The sequence below is a fragment of the Nocardioides bigeumensis genome, assembly GCF_039531755.1.
Lineage (GTDB): Bacteria > Actinomycetota > Actinomycetes > Propionibacteriales > Nocardioidaceae > Nocardioides > Nocardioides bigeumensis.
The window spans coordinates 1-15,768 of sequence record NZ_BAAAQQ010000001.1; the positions used below are offsets into that span (position 1 = coordinate 1).

Annotated in this window: 15 protein-coding genes and 1 pseudogene; 9 read left to right on the forward strand and 7 right to left on the reverse strand. The window is 70.6% G+C overall.

The window, feature by feature from the left end; genetic code table 11:
- Together ABD295_RS00005 and ABD295_RS00010 are read right to left on the reverse strand one after the other, a co-directional pair.
- On the reverse strand, nucleotides 1–316 hold a 316-nt coding region (locus ABD295_RS00005), incomplete at its 3' end, for a hypothetical protein (RefSeq protein WP_344301418.1).
- A gap of 490 nt (nucleotides 317–806) precedes the next feature.
- Nucleotides 807–1,070 carry a hypothetical protein gene (locus tag ABD295_RS00010; protein WP_344301419.1) on the reverse strand — a complete coding sequence of 88 codons (264 nt, stop codon included), beginning with the start codon at nucleotides 1,068–1,070 and terminating at the stop codon, nucleotides 807–809.
- Between the two features lie 123 nt (nucleotides 1,071–1,193).
- Here ABD295_RS00010 and ABD295_RS00015 point away from each other — a divergent pair, with 123 nt between their 5' ends.
- The gene (locus ABD295_RS00015) at nucleotides 1,194–2,573 is read left to right on the forward strand and encodes a cobyric acid synthase (protein WP_344301420.1); all 1,380 of its coding nucleotides are present in this window, start codon (nucleotides 1,194–1,196) and stop codon (nucleotides 2,571–2,573) included.
- A 6-nt stretch (nucleotides 2,574–2,579) separates the two neighbouring features.
- Here ABD295_RS00015 and ABD295_RS00020 read toward each other — a convergent pair whose 3' ends face one another.
- On the reverse strand, nucleotides 2,580–3,443 hold the full coding sequence (locus ABD295_RS00020; RefSeq protein WP_344301421.1) for a class I SAM-dependent methyltransferase: 864 nt from the start codon (nucleotides 3,441–3,443) through the stop codon (nucleotides 2,580–2,582).
- A 126-nt stretch (nucleotides 3,444–3,569) separates the two neighbouring features.
- Here ABD295_RS00020 and ABD295_RS00025 point away from each other — a divergent pair, with 126 nt between their 5' ends.
- Nucleotides 3,570–4,256 carry a winged helix-turn-helix transcriptional regulator gene (locus ABD295_RS00025; RefSeq protein WP_344301422.1) on the forward strand — a complete coding sequence of 229 codons (687 nt, stop codon included), beginning with the start codon at nucleotides 3,570–3,572 and terminating at the stop codon, nucleotides 4,254–4,256.
- Here ABD295_RS00025 and ABD295_RS00030 read toward each other — a convergent pair.
- Genes ABD295_RS00030 through ABD295_RS00040 form a run of 3 tightly spaced genes read right to left on the reverse strand, consistent with a single transcriptional unit; the run spans nucleotide 4,241 to nucleotide 7,475 of the window.
- Complete coding sequence (locus ABD295_RS00030) at nucleotides 4,241–6,004, reverse strand: FG-GAP repeat domain-containing protein (RefSeq protein ID WP_344301423.1); 1,764 nt, start codon at nucleotides 6,002–6,004, stop codon at nucleotides 4,241–4,243. The two genes, ABD295_RS00025 and ABD295_RS00030, sit on opposite strands and share 16 nt — an antisense overlap.
- Nucleotides 6,005–6,031: 27 nt before the next feature.
- Nucleotides 6,032–7,006, reverse strand: a complete 975-nt coding sequence (locus ABD295_RS00035; protein ID WP_344301424.1) for an NAD-dependent epimerase/dehydratase family protein — start codon at nucleotides 7,004–7,006, stop codon at nucleotides 6,032–6,034.
- 25 nt (nucleotides 7,007–7,031) lie between these two features.
- On the reverse strand, nucleotides 7,032–7,475 hold the full coding sequence (locus ABD295_RS00040; RefSeq protein WP_344301425.1) for a MarR family winged helix-turn-helix transcriptional regulator: 444 nt from the start codon (nucleotides 7,473–7,475) through the stop codon (nucleotides 7,032–7,034).
- A 56-nt stretch (nucleotides 7,476–7,531) separates the two neighbouring features.
- Between ABD295_RS00040 and ABD295_RS00045 the strand changes: the two genes are divergently transcribed.
- On the forward strand, nucleotides 7,532–8,143 hold the full coding sequence (locus tag ABD295_RS00045; RefSeq protein ID WP_344301426.1) for a maleylpyruvate isomerase family mycothiol-dependent enzyme: 612 nt from the start codon (nucleotides 7,532–7,534) through the stop codon (nucleotides 8,141–8,143).
- A gap of 89 nt (nucleotides 8,144–8,232) precedes the next feature.
- A complete protein-coding gene (locus ABD295_RS00050; protein WP_344301427.1) occupies nucleotides 8,233–9,933 on the forward strand; it encodes a bifunctional metallophosphatase/5'-nucleotidase in 1,701 nt (566 codons plus the stop codon).
- Between the two features lie 117 nt (nucleotides 9,934–10,050).
- On the opposite strand, the gene ABD295_RS00055 is transcribed toward ABD295_RS00050, so the two are convergent.
- The gene (locus ABD295_RS00055; protein WP_344301428.1) at nucleotides 10,051–10,383 is read right to left on the reverse strand and encodes an STAS domain-containing protein; all 333 of its coding nucleotides are present in this window, start codon (nucleotides 10,381–10,383) and stop codon (nucleotides 10,051–10,053) included.
- A 137-nt stretch (nucleotides 10,384–10,520) separates the two neighbouring features.
- Between ABD295_RS00055 and ABD295_RS00060 the strand changes: the two genes are divergently transcribed.
- The 5 genes and pseudogenes from ABD295_RS00060 to ABD295_RS00080 all read left to right on the forward strand — a co-directional run bounded on the left by ABD295_RS00060 (nucleotide 10,521) and on the right by ABD295_RS00080 (nucleotide 15,751).
- Nucleotides 10,521–11,420, forward strand: a complete 900-nt coding sequence (locus tag ABD295_RS00060; RefSeq protein ID WP_344301429.1) for an ABC transporter ATP-binding protein — start codon at nucleotides 10,521–10,523, stop codon at nucleotides 11,418–11,420.
- On the forward strand, nucleotides 11,417–12,229 hold the full coding sequence (locus tag ABD295_RS00065; RefSeq protein ID WP_344301430.1) for an ABC transporter permease: 813 nt from the start codon (nucleotides 11,417–11,419) through the stop codon (nucleotides 12,227–12,229). The genes ABD295_RS00060 and ABD295_RS00065 overlap by 4 nt, the downstream gene beginning before the upstream one ends.
- 61 nt (nucleotides 12,230–12,290) lie before the next feature.
- A pseudogene (locus tag ABD295_RS21110) lies at nucleotides 12,291–12,971 on the forward strand (AfsR/SARP family transcriptional regulator); the annotation flags it as partial.
- 186 nt (nucleotides 12,972–13,157) lie between these two features.
- On the forward strand, nucleotides 13,158–15,122 hold the full coding sequence (locus ABD295_RS00075; protein ID WP_344301432.1) for an ATP-binding protein: 1,965 nt from the start codon (nucleotides 13,158–13,160) through the stop codon (nucleotides 15,120–15,122).
- Nucleotides 15,123–15,205: 83 nt separating this feature from the next.
- Nucleotides 15,206–15,751: a hypothetical protein gene (locus tag ABD295_RS00080; RefSeq protein WP_344301434.1), complete on the forward strand. Its 546-nt coding sequence runs from the start codon at nucleotides 15,206–15,208 to the stop codon at nucleotides 15,749–15,751.
- Nucleotides 15,752–15,768 lie beyond the last annotated feature (17 nt).

Here is a 15,768-nt window from a genome sequence, read left to right on the forward strand (position 1 = left end):
GGATCAGCCCTTCCCCGCCCTGGGTCGACATCCCCAACACCGCCGAGAACCCCGCCGGGGCGTCCCAAGCGACACCTGGGATCAACAGGTCCTCATCGGCCGGGTCGTCGCCCAGGATCGGCTGGTGGTGCTCGGGGAACCAGTCCGGCCCCAACCCCGCCACCACCGGACGCTGGTCCAGGTCGGGGTGCGCGTCGGCCCACGCACACGCCAACGCCAGCAGGTCGGCCTCGGCCTTCACGCGCACCGCGTCGACCCGGCGTACCTCCTCCAGGAGGTCTGCGGGTGTGGGATGGGTGTCGGCGGGGTGGGTCATCGTGGTCAGCACTCTACTCGAACACCTGTTCGAACACCAGCCGGTTTCCCCAGGCCAACACCCGCCTTCACGGTGGTCTCGACTATCCGCTCGCTTCGCTCGCTGCTCGACCACCGGGGCACCGCCGCTCGCTTCGCTCGCTGCTCGACCACCGGGGCCGGGCAGAGACCGCAACACGAAGCGCACCGCTCCCTCTTGCTGCCTATCCGCGCGCCATCACCCGCGGCCCGTCACGACCGGCACCGTGATGGTGGTCTCGACTATCCGCTCGCTTCGCTCGCTGCTCGACCACCGTGGCACCGCCGCTCGCTGCTCGACCACCGGGCACCGCCGCTCGCTTCGCTCGCTGCTCGACCACCGGGCACCGCCGCTCGCAAGCTCGCTGCTCGACCACCGTGGCACCGCAAGCTCACTGCTCGACCACCGGGGCACCGCCGAACCGAGCCCGCGGGTCGGACGGCAACTGCGACTTGGAGAAGTGATCGAGCCGTCAGCCCACCGCGGTGCGCGAGGCGGCGCCTTCGAGCAGGGCCAACGCCTCGGCGTAGTCACGAGCGGCGGCGCGGTGGTGCTTGGCCGCGCTCTTGTGGTCGTCGCGGCCGGTGGCGAGGATCGCCGCCCGGCGTTGCAGCTCGGCGGAGGTGAGCAGGCGGGTCACGGCGTCAGGGATGCCGTGCGAGTCGATCGCCCGGTCGATGGCGCGGTCGACGGCCTTGAGGGCAGGGTGGAGCGGGTGCTCGGCTGGGGAAGCCACTGGGTCCTCCTGGACCTGATGAAGCGCGAACGGATACAGCCCCTCCCCCGCGGCTGAGACTAGGACGGCGGTCGCCCACAGCGGTGGCGGCGCGCCGTGGACCGACTGCTACCGTCCGGCCGGGTGAGCGGGCTGCTGGTGGCGGGCACCACCTCCGACGCCGGCAAGTCGGTCGTCACGACCGGGCTCTGCCGGGCGTTCGCCCGCCGCGGCGTACGTGTGGCTCCCTACAAGGCGCAGAACATGTCCAACAACTCGATGGTCACCGCCGGTGGCGCCGAGATCGGCCGGGCGCAGTGGATCCAGGCCCTGGCCGCCCGCGTCGAGCCCGAGGCCGCGATGAATCCCGTGCTGCTCAAGCCCGGCGGGGACGAGCGGAGCCATGTCGTCGTCATGGGCCAGCCGGCGGGCGAGGTGACGTCGACCGACTGGGAGTCCGGCCGGGCCCGGCTCGCGGCGGCTGCGCACGCGGCGTACGACGACCTGGCGAGCCGCTTCGAGGCCGTGGTCGCCGAGGGGGCCGGCAGCCCGGCCGAGATCAACCTGCGGCGCAGCGACTACGTCAACATGGGGCTGGCGCGGCACGCCGACCTTCCGGTCGTCATCGTGGGCGACATCGACCGCGGCGGGGTGTTCGCGGCCTTCGTCGGGACGCTCGCGCTGCTCGACGAGGCCGACGCCCGCCTGGTCGCCGGGTGGGTGGTGAACAAGTTCCGCGGCGGGCGTGACCTGCTGCAGCCCGGCCTCGACATGCTGACCGACCGGACCGGCCGGCCCGTCCTCGGCGTCCTGCCCTGGCACCCCGACGTGTGGCTCGACAGCGAGGACGCGATCGACCTCGACGGCCGCCGCACCGACCCCGGCGTCGGCACCCGCCGCGTCGCGGTGGTGCGTTTCCCGCGGATCAGCAACTTCACCGACGTCGATGCTCTCGGGATCGAGCCGGAGCTGGACGTCGTCTTCGCCTCGACGCCGCGCGCGCTCGCCGACGCCGACCTGATCGTGCTGCCCGGCACGCGAGCGACCCGGGCAGACCTGGCCTGGTTGCGCGAGCGCCGCCTCGACCGGGTGGTCGTCGACCACGCGACCTCGGGACGGCCCGTGCTCGGGATCTGCGGGGGCGCGCAGATGCTCGGGCGATCCATCTCCGACCCGTACGCCGTCGAGGGTCCCTCAGGGGCGGTCGACGGGCTCGGGTTGCTCGACCTGACCACGGAGTTCACGCCCGAGAAGGTGCTCCGGCTCCACGACTCCGGCTACGAGATCCACCACGGCCGCGTGCGCGGCTCCCTCACCGCCGGCCGCGTCACCGGCACGATGACGCATGGCTCGCTGGAGGACGACGCCACCCGGGCGGCGTACCTCCTCGACGCGCTGGGCGTCACCAGCCGGGCGTCGTTCCCCGCCGCCCGCGAGCGCCGGCTCGACCTGCTCGGCGACCTGGTCGAGGAGCACCTCGACGTCGACGCCCTGCTCACGCTCGCGCGCGACGGGCTGCGCTGAGGGGACCTACCCCTTCGTCCCGGCACCGACGAGCATCTCGCAGGGTCCGACGAAACCATCGGGCCCTTCGTACGCCGTCAGCGCCTCGTGCACCTCGGCCCACGTGTCCGCACGCTCGGCCTCCGACAAGCCGGCCATCAGCTGGTGCAGCGCCCCGAACGACTCCTGCTGGAAGCGCACGCACTCGGCCGCCGACGGGAGCACGACCGGCGACGGCACCCGGCGTACCTCGACGTCGACGAAGCCTGCGTCGGCGAGCGTCTGCTCCAGCACCCCGTCGGCGCCGAGCGAGAACGGACCGGGCTGTCCCGGGAGCGGCGGCCCGAGCTCGGCACGCTCTCGGATGATCCCGACCGGCACCGAGAAGAAGCCGTTGGCGTCGGGGGTCGAGTACGTCACGACGCTGATCCGACCACCGTCGCGCAGGGCCGACCGCATGCCGGCCAGGGCCTTCGCGCGGTCCGGGAAGTAGATGAGGCCCACCCGGCTCACCACGGCGTCGAACGAGCCCGGGGGCAGCGAGCCCGTGTCCTCGCCGTCCTGCTCGAGCGTCTCCAGGTTGTCGAGCCCTTGCGCCACCGCGTCGGCCCGGGCCCTCGCCAGCAGGTCGGGCGCCAGGTCGGTCGCGAGCACCCGGCCGGCGGGTCCGACCTTGCGGGCTATCCGCAGCGACTGCTCGCCCGCGCCCGCCGCCACGTCGAGGACCTGGCTGCCCGGTCCTATCCTCGCCAGGTCGATCATCGCCTCGGTGGACTCACCCAGCCACCGGCCGATGAAGTCGCCCCATCGGTGCCACGCCTCGGCGGCGTCCTGCCACTGGCGGCGGGTGGTCTGCTTGAAGGCCACCGGGTCGAAGGTCTGCGTGGTCATGGAGTCCCCCTGGGTCGAGTGGCCGGGCCCAGCGCCCGGCGACGACGAGCCTCGACCCGGACCAGACCCGCGACTAGTCCACGATCTGTACTAGTGGGCGCGCGTCCGCGGTTCTAGCGTCGGGACATGCCCGACTACGGCCAGTTCTGCACCGTCGCCCGAGGTGCCGAGGTCATCTGCGATCGCTGGACGCCTCTCGTGGTCCGCGAGCTGCTCTGCGGGAGCACGCAGTTCAACGAGATTCGCCGGGGCGTGCCCCGGATGAGTCCGACGCTCCTGGCCAGACGGCTGCGCACCCTGGAGGAGTTCGGAGTCGTCCGCCGCCACGAGGACGGCCGGCAGACGTCGTACGCGCTCACGCCGGCGGGCGAGGAGCTGCGCCCGATCGTGATGGCGCTCGGCCACTGGGGATCGCGCTGGATCGGCAGCCGGCTCGCGCCCGGCCAGCTCGACGCGGGCTTCCTGATGTGGGACGTACGACGCTTCGTGCGGCTCGACGAGTTCCCGGACCAGCGCGTGGTCATCCACTTCCACTTCCCCGACGCGGGCGAGCGCGAGCAGGACTGGTGGCTGGTGGTGGAAGGCGGTGTCGCCGACCTCTGTCGCGACGACCCAGGTCACGACCTCACGCTGCAGGTGCGGTCGACGGTGCGCGCACTCACCGAGGTGTGGACCGGCGACGCCACCCCGACGGAGGTGCTGCGCTCGCGCGACCTCGACGTCATCGGCCCCCGACGGGACGCCGAGCGGTTCTGGGACTGGCTCGGCGCCAGCGCCTTCGCGCCGACCCGGCGACGTCACGCGGGAGGCTGAACCGTCCCGTTGCGCAGCAGGCTTCCGCGACCCGTCGGCCACGGAAGGCACCCAGACGCGGACCCCGGCACGGTGTAGACGTCCACGCCGTGGTCGATCGTCGTGAGGACGACCTCGAGCGGCCCGTCGCCGGTCAGGTCGGCGATCGACGGCGCCGCCGCGACGCCGATGCCGTTGCCGTCGCGGCGCTGACCCTTGAGCTTCTGGTCGAAGAGCTTGCGTCCCGAGGCGCTGAGCACGACGAGACGGCCCCCTCCCGGCTTGAGGGAATAGGTGCCGAAGACCAGCTCGGGCCGGCCGTCCCGGTTGAGGTCGGCCGCCACCACCTCGGAGGCGAAGACCTTGGCGCGCCGCGGCGCATACGTGGCCGACCAGAGCCGCTTGCCGTCCGGCCCGACGGCGTACACCTTTCCGCCGGGCAGCGCGGCGACGATCTCCTGGCGGTCGTCACCCGAGATGTCGACGATCGTCGGCGCGGGGATCCCCGTGGGCGGGTACCAGTCGCCGCTCGGTCGGTGCACCGGCCGGTTCGACATCGGCAGCCTGGTGAAGCCCGGGTGGCGGCGCGCCGAGCGGCTGCCGTCGCCGTACGCGCCGTCGAGCACCATGAAGGCGTGCGCCACGGTCTTGTAGGGGATGTGGCGCTCGACGTTGGGGATGCCGATCACCTCGTGGCGGCCGTCGCCGTCGAGGTCGGCGATGGCGGGCGGCGACGCCGTCCACTGCAGCCAGGCCTGCTTCTCCGGGCTCGGCCAGGCCCCCGTGTGCCGGTGGTAGTGACGGCGCTCGACCCGCGGGTCGGCCCAGCGGATGAACTGCCCCCAGCCCAGCCGCTCACCCTCCGCCTCGGACGAGCGGTTGGTGAACCACGACGAGGCCAGCACCGACGTGCCGTCGAGGTTGAAGGCGTTGATCTGGTGGTTGTCGAAGGTGACGACGATCTCGAGGTCGCTGTCGTCGTCGATGTTGCCGATCGCGACGTTCTCGCCGTAGGCGCCGTACCCGTGGTTGCCGACGCCGTTGAAGTCACGGTCGTTGCCAGGTCCGGGCAGCTGGTTGTAGCGGGGCCATGCCGGCGAGTGCCCGCCCGCGGGCTGGAAGAGGCGCCCGGCGGCGTCGAACACGAAGACCTGGGCACCGGTGTCCGAGGTGTTCGTCGTGGTCACCGCGACCTCGACCGTGCCGTCTCCGTCGAGGTCAGCCGCGGCGATCCCCCGAGCCTCGGGCGCCTGACCGCCGCTGCGGGTCGACGCCGGCCAACCAGGCTTGCCGACCACCTTGCCGGCGCGGAACTCGTACGCCGCCACCGTCCCCTCGTTGCCGGCGGTGACGATGTCCACGACCCCGTCGCCCTCGAGGTCGGCCACCACCGAGGGCGGGTAGACCCGGCCGGCACCGGCCGTGCCCTTGCCGAGCAGCTTCCCGGCGGCGTCGTACACGAAGGTCGAGTAGAACGGCGCCACGATCTCGAGCCGTCCGTCGCCGTCGAGGTCGACCAGCCCCGGCGAGGAGAACCACCCGGTCTCCCCGGCGTCGATGCGCCGGACGTGCCGAGGCCGGCGTACGTCACGACCCGACCCGCTGCCGACACAGGCCGTGGCCGCCCCATCGGCTGCGGGCGCGGGCGTGACCGCACGCGGCGGTGGGACGGCGCTGCTCACCGCGCTCGAGCCGATCGGGCCGATCACGAGGGCGACGCCGAGGGCCAGGGCGACACGGGCCGGTGCGACCCGAGGGGAGGGCGGCATGCCCGGACCCTACCTACACCTCCGGAGTCATCCGCTCGCCGCTGCGTCGATCAGCTCAGCCTCGCGCTCGGGGGCCAGCCCGAGTCCGTCACGGCTGGCCAGGTCGGGGTGGGCCTGGGCCCATGCCAGGGTGTCGCGGACGACCTCGGCGAAGGGCCTGTGGGTGAGTCCGGCCGCCTCGGCACGTGCCGTGCTCATCGCCAGCACCTGCTCCGCGGCCCCCTCCGACCACAGCGGCAGCTGGGCACCGTCGACGCCCTGCTCGACCAGGAAGGCACCGTCGACCTCGACCAGCTCGGCCGGTACGCCGACCGCCGCCACGGTCTCGGAGACGAGCTCGCCGAACGACGTCGTCGGACGGGCGGCCGTGAAGATCCCGGTCGTCCCGTCCTCGACGAGCCTGATCGTCCACGCGCCCATGTCGCGGGCGTCGATGCACTGCATGGGGGCGTCCGCCGGGCCGGGCAGCAGCATGGTTCCGCCGCGGGCGGCGCGCAGCACCCACCACGGGTAGCGGCCCGTCATGTCGCGCGGTCCGACGACGTACGTCGGCCGGATGATCGTGAGCCGGTCGCCCCACCGTTCGCGGGCGACCCGCTCGCAGGCGACCTTCAGCGGACCGTAGGTCTCGTTGGTCACCTCGGTGGTCCCGGGCGCCGGCTCGGGGAACAGCTCCGCATCCTCGTCCGCCCCGGGCGCCTCCTGGTCGACGTACACGGACACCGTCGACACGAAGACGTGGTGACCACCGCGGACGCCGAGCGCGTCGTGGATCGCGGTGACCTGGTCAGGCACGTAGGCACAGACGTCGATGGTCGCGTCCCACTCACCGTCAGTGAGCACGGACAGGTCGTCGTTGCGGTCGGCGAGCAGGTGCGTCGCCCCGGGCAGCTCGTCGGTCGGGTTGCGGTGCAGCAAGGTCACGTCGTGCCCCGCGTCCAGCGCCGCCTCGGCCATCGCGTGACCGACGAACCGGGTGCCTCCGATGATCAGGATCCTCATCCCGCGAGCCTAGGCGGCGTCCCTCTCATCTCCAGGGGTCGGTGATCTCTCGCAGGTCGCGAAGCACGTCGTGCACGACCGCGAGCCGGTCGGCGCCCACATGCTCCGCCCACTCCCCCAGCACCCGATCGACCTCCGCGTTCGCCGCTTCGGCCATGCCCGCGCTCCGTTCGGTGAGTCGCACGAGCCGGGCCCGACCGTCGGAGGGATCCGGCACACGCTCGACGTACCCGGCCGTCTCGAGCTGCTCCACCAGGAACGCCGCGCTCTGCTTGGTCACCCGCGCCTGCGCTGCGAGCTCGGAGACGCGCGTCCCGCCAGGGCCGATCCGGGCCGCGATCCGCGCCTGGGCCAGCGTGATGTCGGTGTAGCCGGCGGCCGCCACCGCGTCGGTGGCCCGCTGCTCGAGCGCCCGGTTGGCGATGAACAGCAGAACGGCCAGGCCCGGCTCTTGACGGCTGTCGGTCATGGCACCATATTAGACAGAGACTCTGTCTAATAAGACGGGAAGGCTGGTGACACGCCGTGGACAGCGACACCCTGTGGGGACACATCGACCGCGAGCGTGCCTGGATCGCCGACCTGCTCGACTCGCTTCCCGAGGAGTCCTGGGAGGTCCAGAGCCTCTGCAGCGGTTGGACCGTGCGCGACGTGGCTGCGCATCTCACGTGCGCGCACTCGCGCATGCGCGACATCCTCTGGCCGGCGATCCGCACGGGCTTCCGCTACAACGCCATGATCGACCACGCCGCCGTCCACAGCCCGCTCACACACGACGAGATCGTCGCCAAGATCCGCAGCTTCGTCGGGTCCCGCCGCAAGGCCCCGATGATCTCCGACTACGAGCCGCTGATCGACACGCTGGTCCACGTCCAGGACATCTGCCAGCCGCTCGGCATCGACCACAAGATGCCGCCTGATGCAGCCGCGGCTGCCGCAGACCGAGTGCTCAACACCCCCTGGCCACTGAGCCTGTGGAAGCCGGAGCCCGGCGTCCGCCTCGTGGCCACCGACGTCGACTGGTCCTACGGCGACGGCACGGTCCTCAGGGCCCCCATCCAGCACCTGCTGCTCACTCTGACCGGTCGCTCCCCCACATCAGCACAACTGGGACGTGGTACCGCGACACCGATTTAGCGAAATCGGCCAATGACATCGGCTCCTCTCTCGCTTAGCGTTTGCCGCCAGCCCGCTCGGGCGAACTAACAAGGGGAGTCACCATCAACATGCGAACCCGATCCATAGGTCTCGTGGTCACCGCCGCCGCGTCTGCGCTGCTGGTCGCGGCCGTCGCGCCGGGCGCGTCGGCGAAGCCGAAGCCAGGCGGCCCAGCCGAGACGAAGGCCAAGACGACCGAAGTGCAGATCCTGGCTCTCAACGACTTCCACGGCCAGCTCCGTCCACCTGACTCGACGAGCTCAGGCGGCCGGATCGGGACGACGCCGGCCGGAGGCGCGGAGTACCTCGCGCAGTACGTCCGCAGCCTGGAAGAGACCAACCCGAACTCGCTCTTCGTCTCCGCGGGCGACGTGATCGGCGCGACGCCGCTGGTCTCGGCGATCTTCCACGACGAGCCCACCATCGAGGCCATGAACCTCATGGGCCTCGACTACAACGGCGTGGGCAACCACGAGTTCGACGAGGGACCCGAGGAGCTGACCCGCATGCAGGAGGGCGGCTGCCACCCGGTCGAGGGCTGCTTCGGCGGTGACGGCTTCGAGGGCGCCGACTTCGAGTTCCTCGCGGCCAACGTGACCTACAAGGACTCCGGCGAGACCATCTTCCCGCCGTTCGCCATCCACGAGTTCCCGGGCGTCGACGTCGCCGTCGTCGGGATGACGCTCGAGGGGACCCCCAACATCGTGACTGCGGCCGCCACGGAGAACCTCGAGTTCCAAGACGAGGCCGACTCTGTGAACGCGCTCGTGCCCGTCCTGAAGAAGGCAGGCATCGAGACGATCGTCGTGCTGATGCACGAGGGTGGCAGCGCCGGAGCGTCGCTGAACGAGACGACGGTCAACTCGTGCGCCAACCCGACCGGCGCGGCGGTCGACGTGATCAAGCGGTTCAACCCTGAGATCGACCTGGTCGTCACGGGTCACACCAACTGGGCGCTGAACTGCCCGAACCTGGCCGGCACCGGGATCATGGTCACGGGCGCCGCGTCCGTCGGTCGTGTCGTGACCGATGTCGACCTCACCATCAGCCGGGCCACGAAGGAGGTCGTCTCCGCGAGCATCAACAACGTGATCGTGGAGCGCACCGAGTTCGCTCCCGCGGCCGACATCACCGAGCTGATCAACCACTACGGCGAGATCGCGGCACCGATCGAGAACAGGGTGATCGGCACCGCCTCGGCTGCGTTGTCGCGCACCAACAACGCGTACGGCGAGTCCTCGCTCGGCGACATCATCGCCGACGCGCAGCTGTGGGCGACCTCAGGGCCAGGCTGGTCCCACGGCGCGCCGGCAGTGGTCTCGTTCATGAACTCCGGTGGCATCCGCGCAGCCATCGACGCCGGCCCGATCACCTACGGAGAGGCGTTCAGCGTCCAGCCCTTCGCCAACGTCCTGGTCACCATGGACATGACGGGTACCCAGATCGATGACCTGCTCGAGCAGCAGTTCAGCGGCGGCAACGGCGTCCTGCAGATCCCTGCGTCTCTCACCTATGACCGCTCGGAGTCCGCGCCGACCGGCTCGAAGGTGTCGAACGTGCGGATCAACGGGGTGCTGCTCGATCCTGCGACGACGTACCGCGTCACGGTCAACAACTTCCTGGCCGACGGTGGCGACGGCTACTCGGTGCTCCGCCAGGGCACCAACCGGTTCGTCGGGGAGATCGACTCGGACGCGTTCTCCCGGTATGTCGAGTTCCTGGGCACCGTGGACCCGGGGCCGCAGAACCGGATCACGTCCATCCCGTAACCACACCCTGAACGGCGCACAGCCCCTGCCCTTCGGAAACGAAGGTCAGGGGCTGTCGTCGTCCGGTACTACGCCTCGTCGACCTCGTCGACCTCCTCGACCCTGTCCGCGCCGCGGTCAGGTCACTGACAGGGGGGCGTCGGGCTCGGGTGCGTGCGGGATTCCGCTGAGGGTCAGGATCTTGTCGGCGAGCGACTTGCTGGGGGCCAGCAGGCGGACGGTCGTCTCGTTCTCCGCGGCCTGGCGCATGGCGGAGGCCAGGACGCCGATGCCCATGCTGGGGAGGAAGTCCACCCCGCTCAGGTCGATGGTGAGGTCTCGGCTGTAGTGGCTGGTGGCCTCGTAGATGGCGAGGCGAAGGTCGTCGATCACGATCTCGTCGACGCTGCCTGTGACGATGAGGGTCTGAGACTCCCGGTTCCACGTCCAGGTGGCACGGGTGAAGTCCACCGGGCGAGTCTACTTCTGAACGCGTGTCACGAACTCACACCAAAGGGTGAGCTCCGGGTTGGGCAGGGGTCGTGTGGGTGGGGCCTTGGGGTATCCACCCGATGCGCCGACCGGTGTCCGGCCGCGAGGGTCTGCTCATGATCACCGTTGACTCACTGACCCGGAGGTACGGCGGCTTCACCGCCGTCGACAACGCCTCCTTCACCGCTCAGCCCGGCCGCGTGACCGGGTTCCTCGGTCCGAACGGCGCCGGCAAGTCCACCACGATGCGCGTCATGGTCGGTCTCACCGCCCCGACGTCCGGTTCGGCCACCATCGACGGAGTCCGGTTCGCCGACCTCCCCAACCCGGGTCTCGAGGTCGGCGTCCTCCTCGACGCCTCCGCCCAGCACGCAGGCCGCACCGGTCGCGAGATCCTCGTCGTCGCCGCCGACACGATGGGCCTGCCCCGCAAGCGCGTCGACGAGATGCTCGAGCTGGTGAGCCTGACGCCGGCCGAGGCCAAGCGCCGTGTGCGCAACTACTCCCTCGGCATGCGCCAGCGCCTCGGCATCGCCACTGCGCTGCTCGGCGACCCGCGAGTGCTGATCCTCGACGAGCCCGCCAACGGTCTCGACCCAGCCGGTATCCGCTGGATGCGCGACCTGCTGCGGGGCTACGCCGACAGGGGCGGGACCGTGCTGCTGTCCTCGCACCTCCTGCACGAGATCGAGGTCATCGCCGACGACCTCGTCGTCATCGGCAACGGAAGGATCGTCGCCTCCGGCACCAAGGAGGAGCTCCTCGCAGCCGCCGGCACCCTTGTCCGCTCCGCGTCGCCGCGCGACCTCGCGCACGCACTCGAGCAGGCCGGGATCTCCAGCACGCTCGCAGGTGACGGCTCGGTGCGTACCGACGCCGATCCGGCCCGCGTGGGAACGGTGGCTCTCGAGGCCGGCATCGCCCTCACCGAGCTCCGCTCCGCCGAAGGTGCGGGCCTCGAAGACATGTTCCTGTCGCTCACTGCCGACACCCAACGCGAAGGAGTTGCGGCATGACCGCCACGACCGTCTCCCCCGGCACCACAGCGGCCGCACCAGCTCGAGGAGCGGTCCGCGGGATTCCCACGTCTCGCCTGGTCAAGAGCGAGCTGCGCAAGATGTTCAACACCCGGTCGGGCTACTGGATGCTGATCAGCATCGGCCTGCTGTCGGTCCTGGCCACGTGCGCGGTCATCATCTTCGCGCCCGACGACGAGGTCACCTACGAGAGCTTCGCCACCGCGATCGGCTTTCCGATGTCGGTGATCCTGCCGATGATCGCGATCCTCGGCGTCACCAGCGAGTGGAGCCAGCGCACGGGGCTCACGACGTTCACCCTGGTGCCGAGCCGCGGCCGCGTGATCGGCGCCAAGGCGATCGCGACGTGCCTGGTCGGCGTGGTCTCGATGGCCGTCGCCTTCGCTGTCGGTGCCCTGGGCAACCTCGCCGGCTCCGCGCTTGCGGGCGTCGACACGGTCTGGAACATCTCGCTCTCGACCGCGCCGCAGATCGTGCTCGGCAACCTCGTCGGCATGGCGATCGGCTTCACGCTCGGCGTCGTCCTGCGCAACTCCGCAGCCGCGATCGTCGGCTACTTCGTCGTGTCCCTCGTCATGCCGGGGATCCTCGTCCTGCTCGCTCAGGTGCGGGACTGGTTCAGCGACCTGCAGCCGTGGATCGACTGGAACTACACGCAGGTCGCCCTGTTCGACGGCAGCACGGACACAGCCAGGGAATGGGCCATGCTCGGCTCGACCACGGCCATCTGGATCGCGGTGCCGCTCGTCGTCGGGCTGCTGTTCCTGCGCCGCTCCGAGGTGAAGTAGGACTCCCTTCGTGAACGCACGGGCCGGCATCGGGTTGTCGGTGGGGCGTGACCGTCTGAGGATGAGCACTGTGACTGCCTCGACCGACTCGTTCCAGGTGCTGGGGCCGGTGGGAGCAGCCAGCTTTGGACGGGCGGTCGAGCTGGGGGGCCGACGGCAACGTTGCCTGCTGTCCTTGCTTCTCGTCGAACCGGGACGGACGGTGTCGAGCGATCGGTTGATCGATGAGCTCTGGCAGGGCGATGCCCCGCCGAGCGCAGAGGGCACGCTCCGTGTGTACGTCTCGCGCCTTCGTGCGACGCTGGGCGACTCATCCCTTGCGGCCAGCCCTCCCGGGTACGTTCTCGACATCGAGCCCGAGCAGGTCGACGCGTGGCGGTTCGAGCGGATGTACGCCGAGGGGCGCGACGCCCTGGCTCGGGGTGCTGCTGGGATGGCGGCGGATCGCCTGACGGCGGCACTGGCGTTGTGGCGCGGCCCGGCCTTCGCGGATGTTCGCGACAGCGGCCTTCTCGCGCGCGAGGCCAGTCGACTGGACGAGCTGCGGATCGCGGCCCTGGAGGAGCGGATCGAAGCGGACCTGCTGCTCGGGCGTCACTCCGCGTTGGTCGGCGAGCTGGAGCGCCTCGTTGCCGAGGAACCGCTGCGCGAGCGCCTGTGGCGTCAGCTCCTCACTGCACTCCACCGCTCTCAGCGTCAGGCGGACGCGCTCGCCGCGTACCGACGGGCCCGACAGATCCTTGCCGACGGCCTCGGTGTCGATCCGAGCGAGGAGCTCCAAGCCCTCGAGCGGGCCGTCCTCCGTCAGGATCTCGACCCTGTCGCCACGCCTGCGCAGCGGAACAGCATCCCGGCACCCGTCACGAGCCTGCTGGGCCGCGAGCGCGAGGTCGCCGAGGTCGCCGAGCTCCTGCGGACCCATCGTCTGGTGACGCTGAGCGGGGTCGGCGGCGCCGGCAAGACGCGGATCGCCCTGGAGCTAGGGACGCGTCAGGCGGGATCCTGGACCGGTGGCGTGTGGTTCGTCGACCTGACGGCGAACGACGATCCGAGGTCGCCGGCGAACGCCGTGTGCCGGGCTTTGGGAGTCCGCGAACGTCCGGACCTGTCCGCGATGGACACCCTCGTCGAGCACTGTCGGGACGCAGAGCTGCTGATCGTCCTGGACAACTGTGAGCACGTCTTGACGGCCTGCGCGCAAGTCGTTCACGCCGTGCTTCGCTCGTCCCCCTTCGTGCGCGTGCTGGCCACGAGTCGTATCCCCCTCGGCGAACCGGGCGAGATCGACTACGCCGTAGAACCCCTGCCGACACCGACGGACGACCTCTCGCTCGACCGGATCTCGGAATTCGCATCGGTCCGCATCTTCCTTGAGCGTGGGCGAGCGGTTCGACGTGATCTGGCGTCGACGGCGACGCACATGATGTCCGTGGCCAGGATCTGCCGCGAGCTCGACGGGCTGCCGCTCGCGATCGAGCTTGCCGCCGCGAGGGCGAAGTCGTTGTCGGTCGAGGACATAGCCGACCGTATCGACGACCGCTTCCGGTTGCTTCGTTCGCGGCACCAGTCGGCCTCTCCGCGCCATCAGACGCTCCGCGCGACCTTCGACTGGAGCTACGAGCTGCTCGAGGCGGATGAACGGGAGCTGTTGGCGGGAGTCTCGGTCTTCGCCGGAGGTTTCACCTTGGACTCCGTGTCCGCCGTCCTCTGCCAGGGCGACGTCGCCCGAGCGGACGAGCTGGTCAGCCGGCTCGTGGACGTTTCGCTCGTCGTGGTGACGCCGGGCTCGGGTCGCGTGAGGTACGGACTGCTGCAGACGGTGCGCGAGTACGCAGCAGCGCGTCTCGCCGCGTCCGGTCGTCCCGACCTGGTCCGTCGGTCGCACGCGGAGTACTTCCTGGATGTCGCCGAGCACGCACGCACGGAGGGCCGTGAAGGCAAGGCGGAGGCACTCGACCTGCTGGACGCGGAACGCGAGAACCTGCACTCCGCCATGCGATGGACGCTCGCGGCCGGGTCTGACCTGGCAGTGCCGCTGGCGGCCTGGCTGTGGCGATACTGGCTCGTCCGGGGCCATCGCCGTCAGGGACTCGAGTGGCTCGAACAGGCGCTGAGCCTTCCCACGGCGGTCCCGGGACCGCTGCGCTCGATGGCGCTCGCGGGGGCCGCGCTCTTCGCGCGGCTGCTCGGCGACGACGCCCGTGCTGAAACCTTCGCACTCGAGGGAGTCGCGCTCGGACGGGCTGCGGGGCCACCTCGCGCGCTCACCGTCTCGCTGAACGTCCTCACGACGCTCGCCGCGCGAGCCGGCGACTTCGAGCGCGCTGCCGGACACTGCGAGGAGTCGGTGGCTGTTGCTCGCTCGGCGGGTGATGTCCGGCTCGAAGCGGTTGCCCTGTTCGTCCTGGCTGAAGCCCTGCTCCACGACGGCAGGTACGCCGACGTTCGCGACGTCGGCAGCCGCGCGCTCGCGCTGGCTCGGACATCAGGGGACCCGGAAGTCATCTCCATCGTGCTGGCGCGGCTCGGCATCGCGGCCGCCCTCGAGCACCTGCCGGACGAGGCGGCCGAGCACCTCACCGAAGCGTTGGAACACGCCCGCGCCCTGCACTTTCTCGAGACTGCGGGCTGGTGTTGCGAAGGGCTCGCTCTGGTGGCGGCCGAGCGCCGGGACTTCGTGCGTGCTGCGCGACTCCTGGGGGCGGGCGAGTCGTTGCGCCGTGAGGGGGGCAGCACGATCCAGCCGGCCGAGGCGGCCGTACGACAGGTGACCCTGGGGACGCTTCGTCCTGCGTTGCCAGCGGACCTGCTGCAGCTCGCACTCGAGGCAGGGCGGGCTCTCACACCGGACGCGGCCTCGGCCGAGGCGTTGGCCGGCGACCACGTCTTGTAACGGAAATGAAACGCCCTTGTCCGAACCTCCCGTTGTCGGGTCGGGCCACAGGGCTCGTCTCCATGTCGACCAGGAGGCAAATGATGATGACCAGGTTGAGGCACCGTTTCGCGGTCACCGTTCTCGTGCTGGCGGGCTGCCTGAGTGCCCAAGCGGCAGCAATGGCGGCTGCAGCAAGCGACGCCCCCCATGTGCATGCGGCGCGCACGCTGACGTTCAAAGGCACGCTCGAGGGTGTGCACGTCAGCCGAACCCCAGTTTCGCCACCGGTCGTGTTCGACCGGTTCGAGGCCGACGGACAGGCCAGCCTCCTTGGACAGTTCACCTTGGTCATCGAGGCCACCGTCGACTTCGGAGCGCGGCCGGTGACGGGAGCCGGCACCTACGCGTTCACTGCGGCGAACGGCGACCGTCTCGTGGCCGCCCACACCGGATCCTCGTCGCTCGTCGAGCCCGGGACCGTTCTCATCACCGAAGTCGCCGTCATCGACCCGGAGCTTTCGACAGGGCGGTTCGCCGGGGCAAGGGGCACGTTCACCACCAAGCGTCTGGCAGACGCCGCCACTGGCGTCGGCGGCCAGACGGTGGGGCGGTTCGACGGGACGATCTCGCTCGCGACGGGTGCCTGAAGCGGGCACCGCCACGA

Coding starts and splice junctions, on each gene's coding strand:
- ABD295_RS00080 (WP_344301434.1), top strand. CDS start 15,206: ATGATGACCAGGTTGAGGCACCGTTTCGCGGTCACCGTTCTCGTGCTG.
- ABD295_RS00065 (WP_344301430.1), top strand. CDS start 11,417: ATGACCGCCACGACCGTCTCCCCCGGCACCACAGCGGCCGCACCAGCT.
- ABD295_RS00030 (WP_344301423.1), bottom strand. CDS start 6,004: ATGCCGCCCTCCCCTCGGGTCGCACCGGCCCGTGTCGCCCTGGCCCTC.
- ABD295_RS00050 (WP_344301427.1), top strand. CDS start 8,233: ATGCGAACCCGATCCATAGGTCTCGTGGTCACCGCCGCCGCGTCTGCG.
- ABD295_RS00060 (WP_344301429.1), top strand. CDS start 10,521: ATGATCACCGTTGACTCACTGACCCGGAGGTACGGCGGCTTCACCGCC.
- ABD295_RS00035 (WP_344301424.1), bottom strand. CDS start 7,006: ATGAGGATCCTGATCATCGGAGGCACCCGGTTCGTCGGTCACGCGATG.
- ABD295_RS00040 (WP_344301425.1), bottom strand. CDS start 7,475: ATGACCGACAGCCGTCAAGAGCCGGGCCTGGCCGTTCTGCTGTTCATC.
- ABD295_RS00025 (WP_344301422.1), top strand. CDS start 3,570: ATGCCCGACTACGGCCAGTTCTGCACCGTCGCCCGAGGTGCCGAGGTC.
- ABD295_RS00020 (WP_344301421.1), bottom strand. CDS start 3,443: ATGACCACGCAGACCTTCGACCCGGTGGCCTTCAAGCAGACCACCCGC.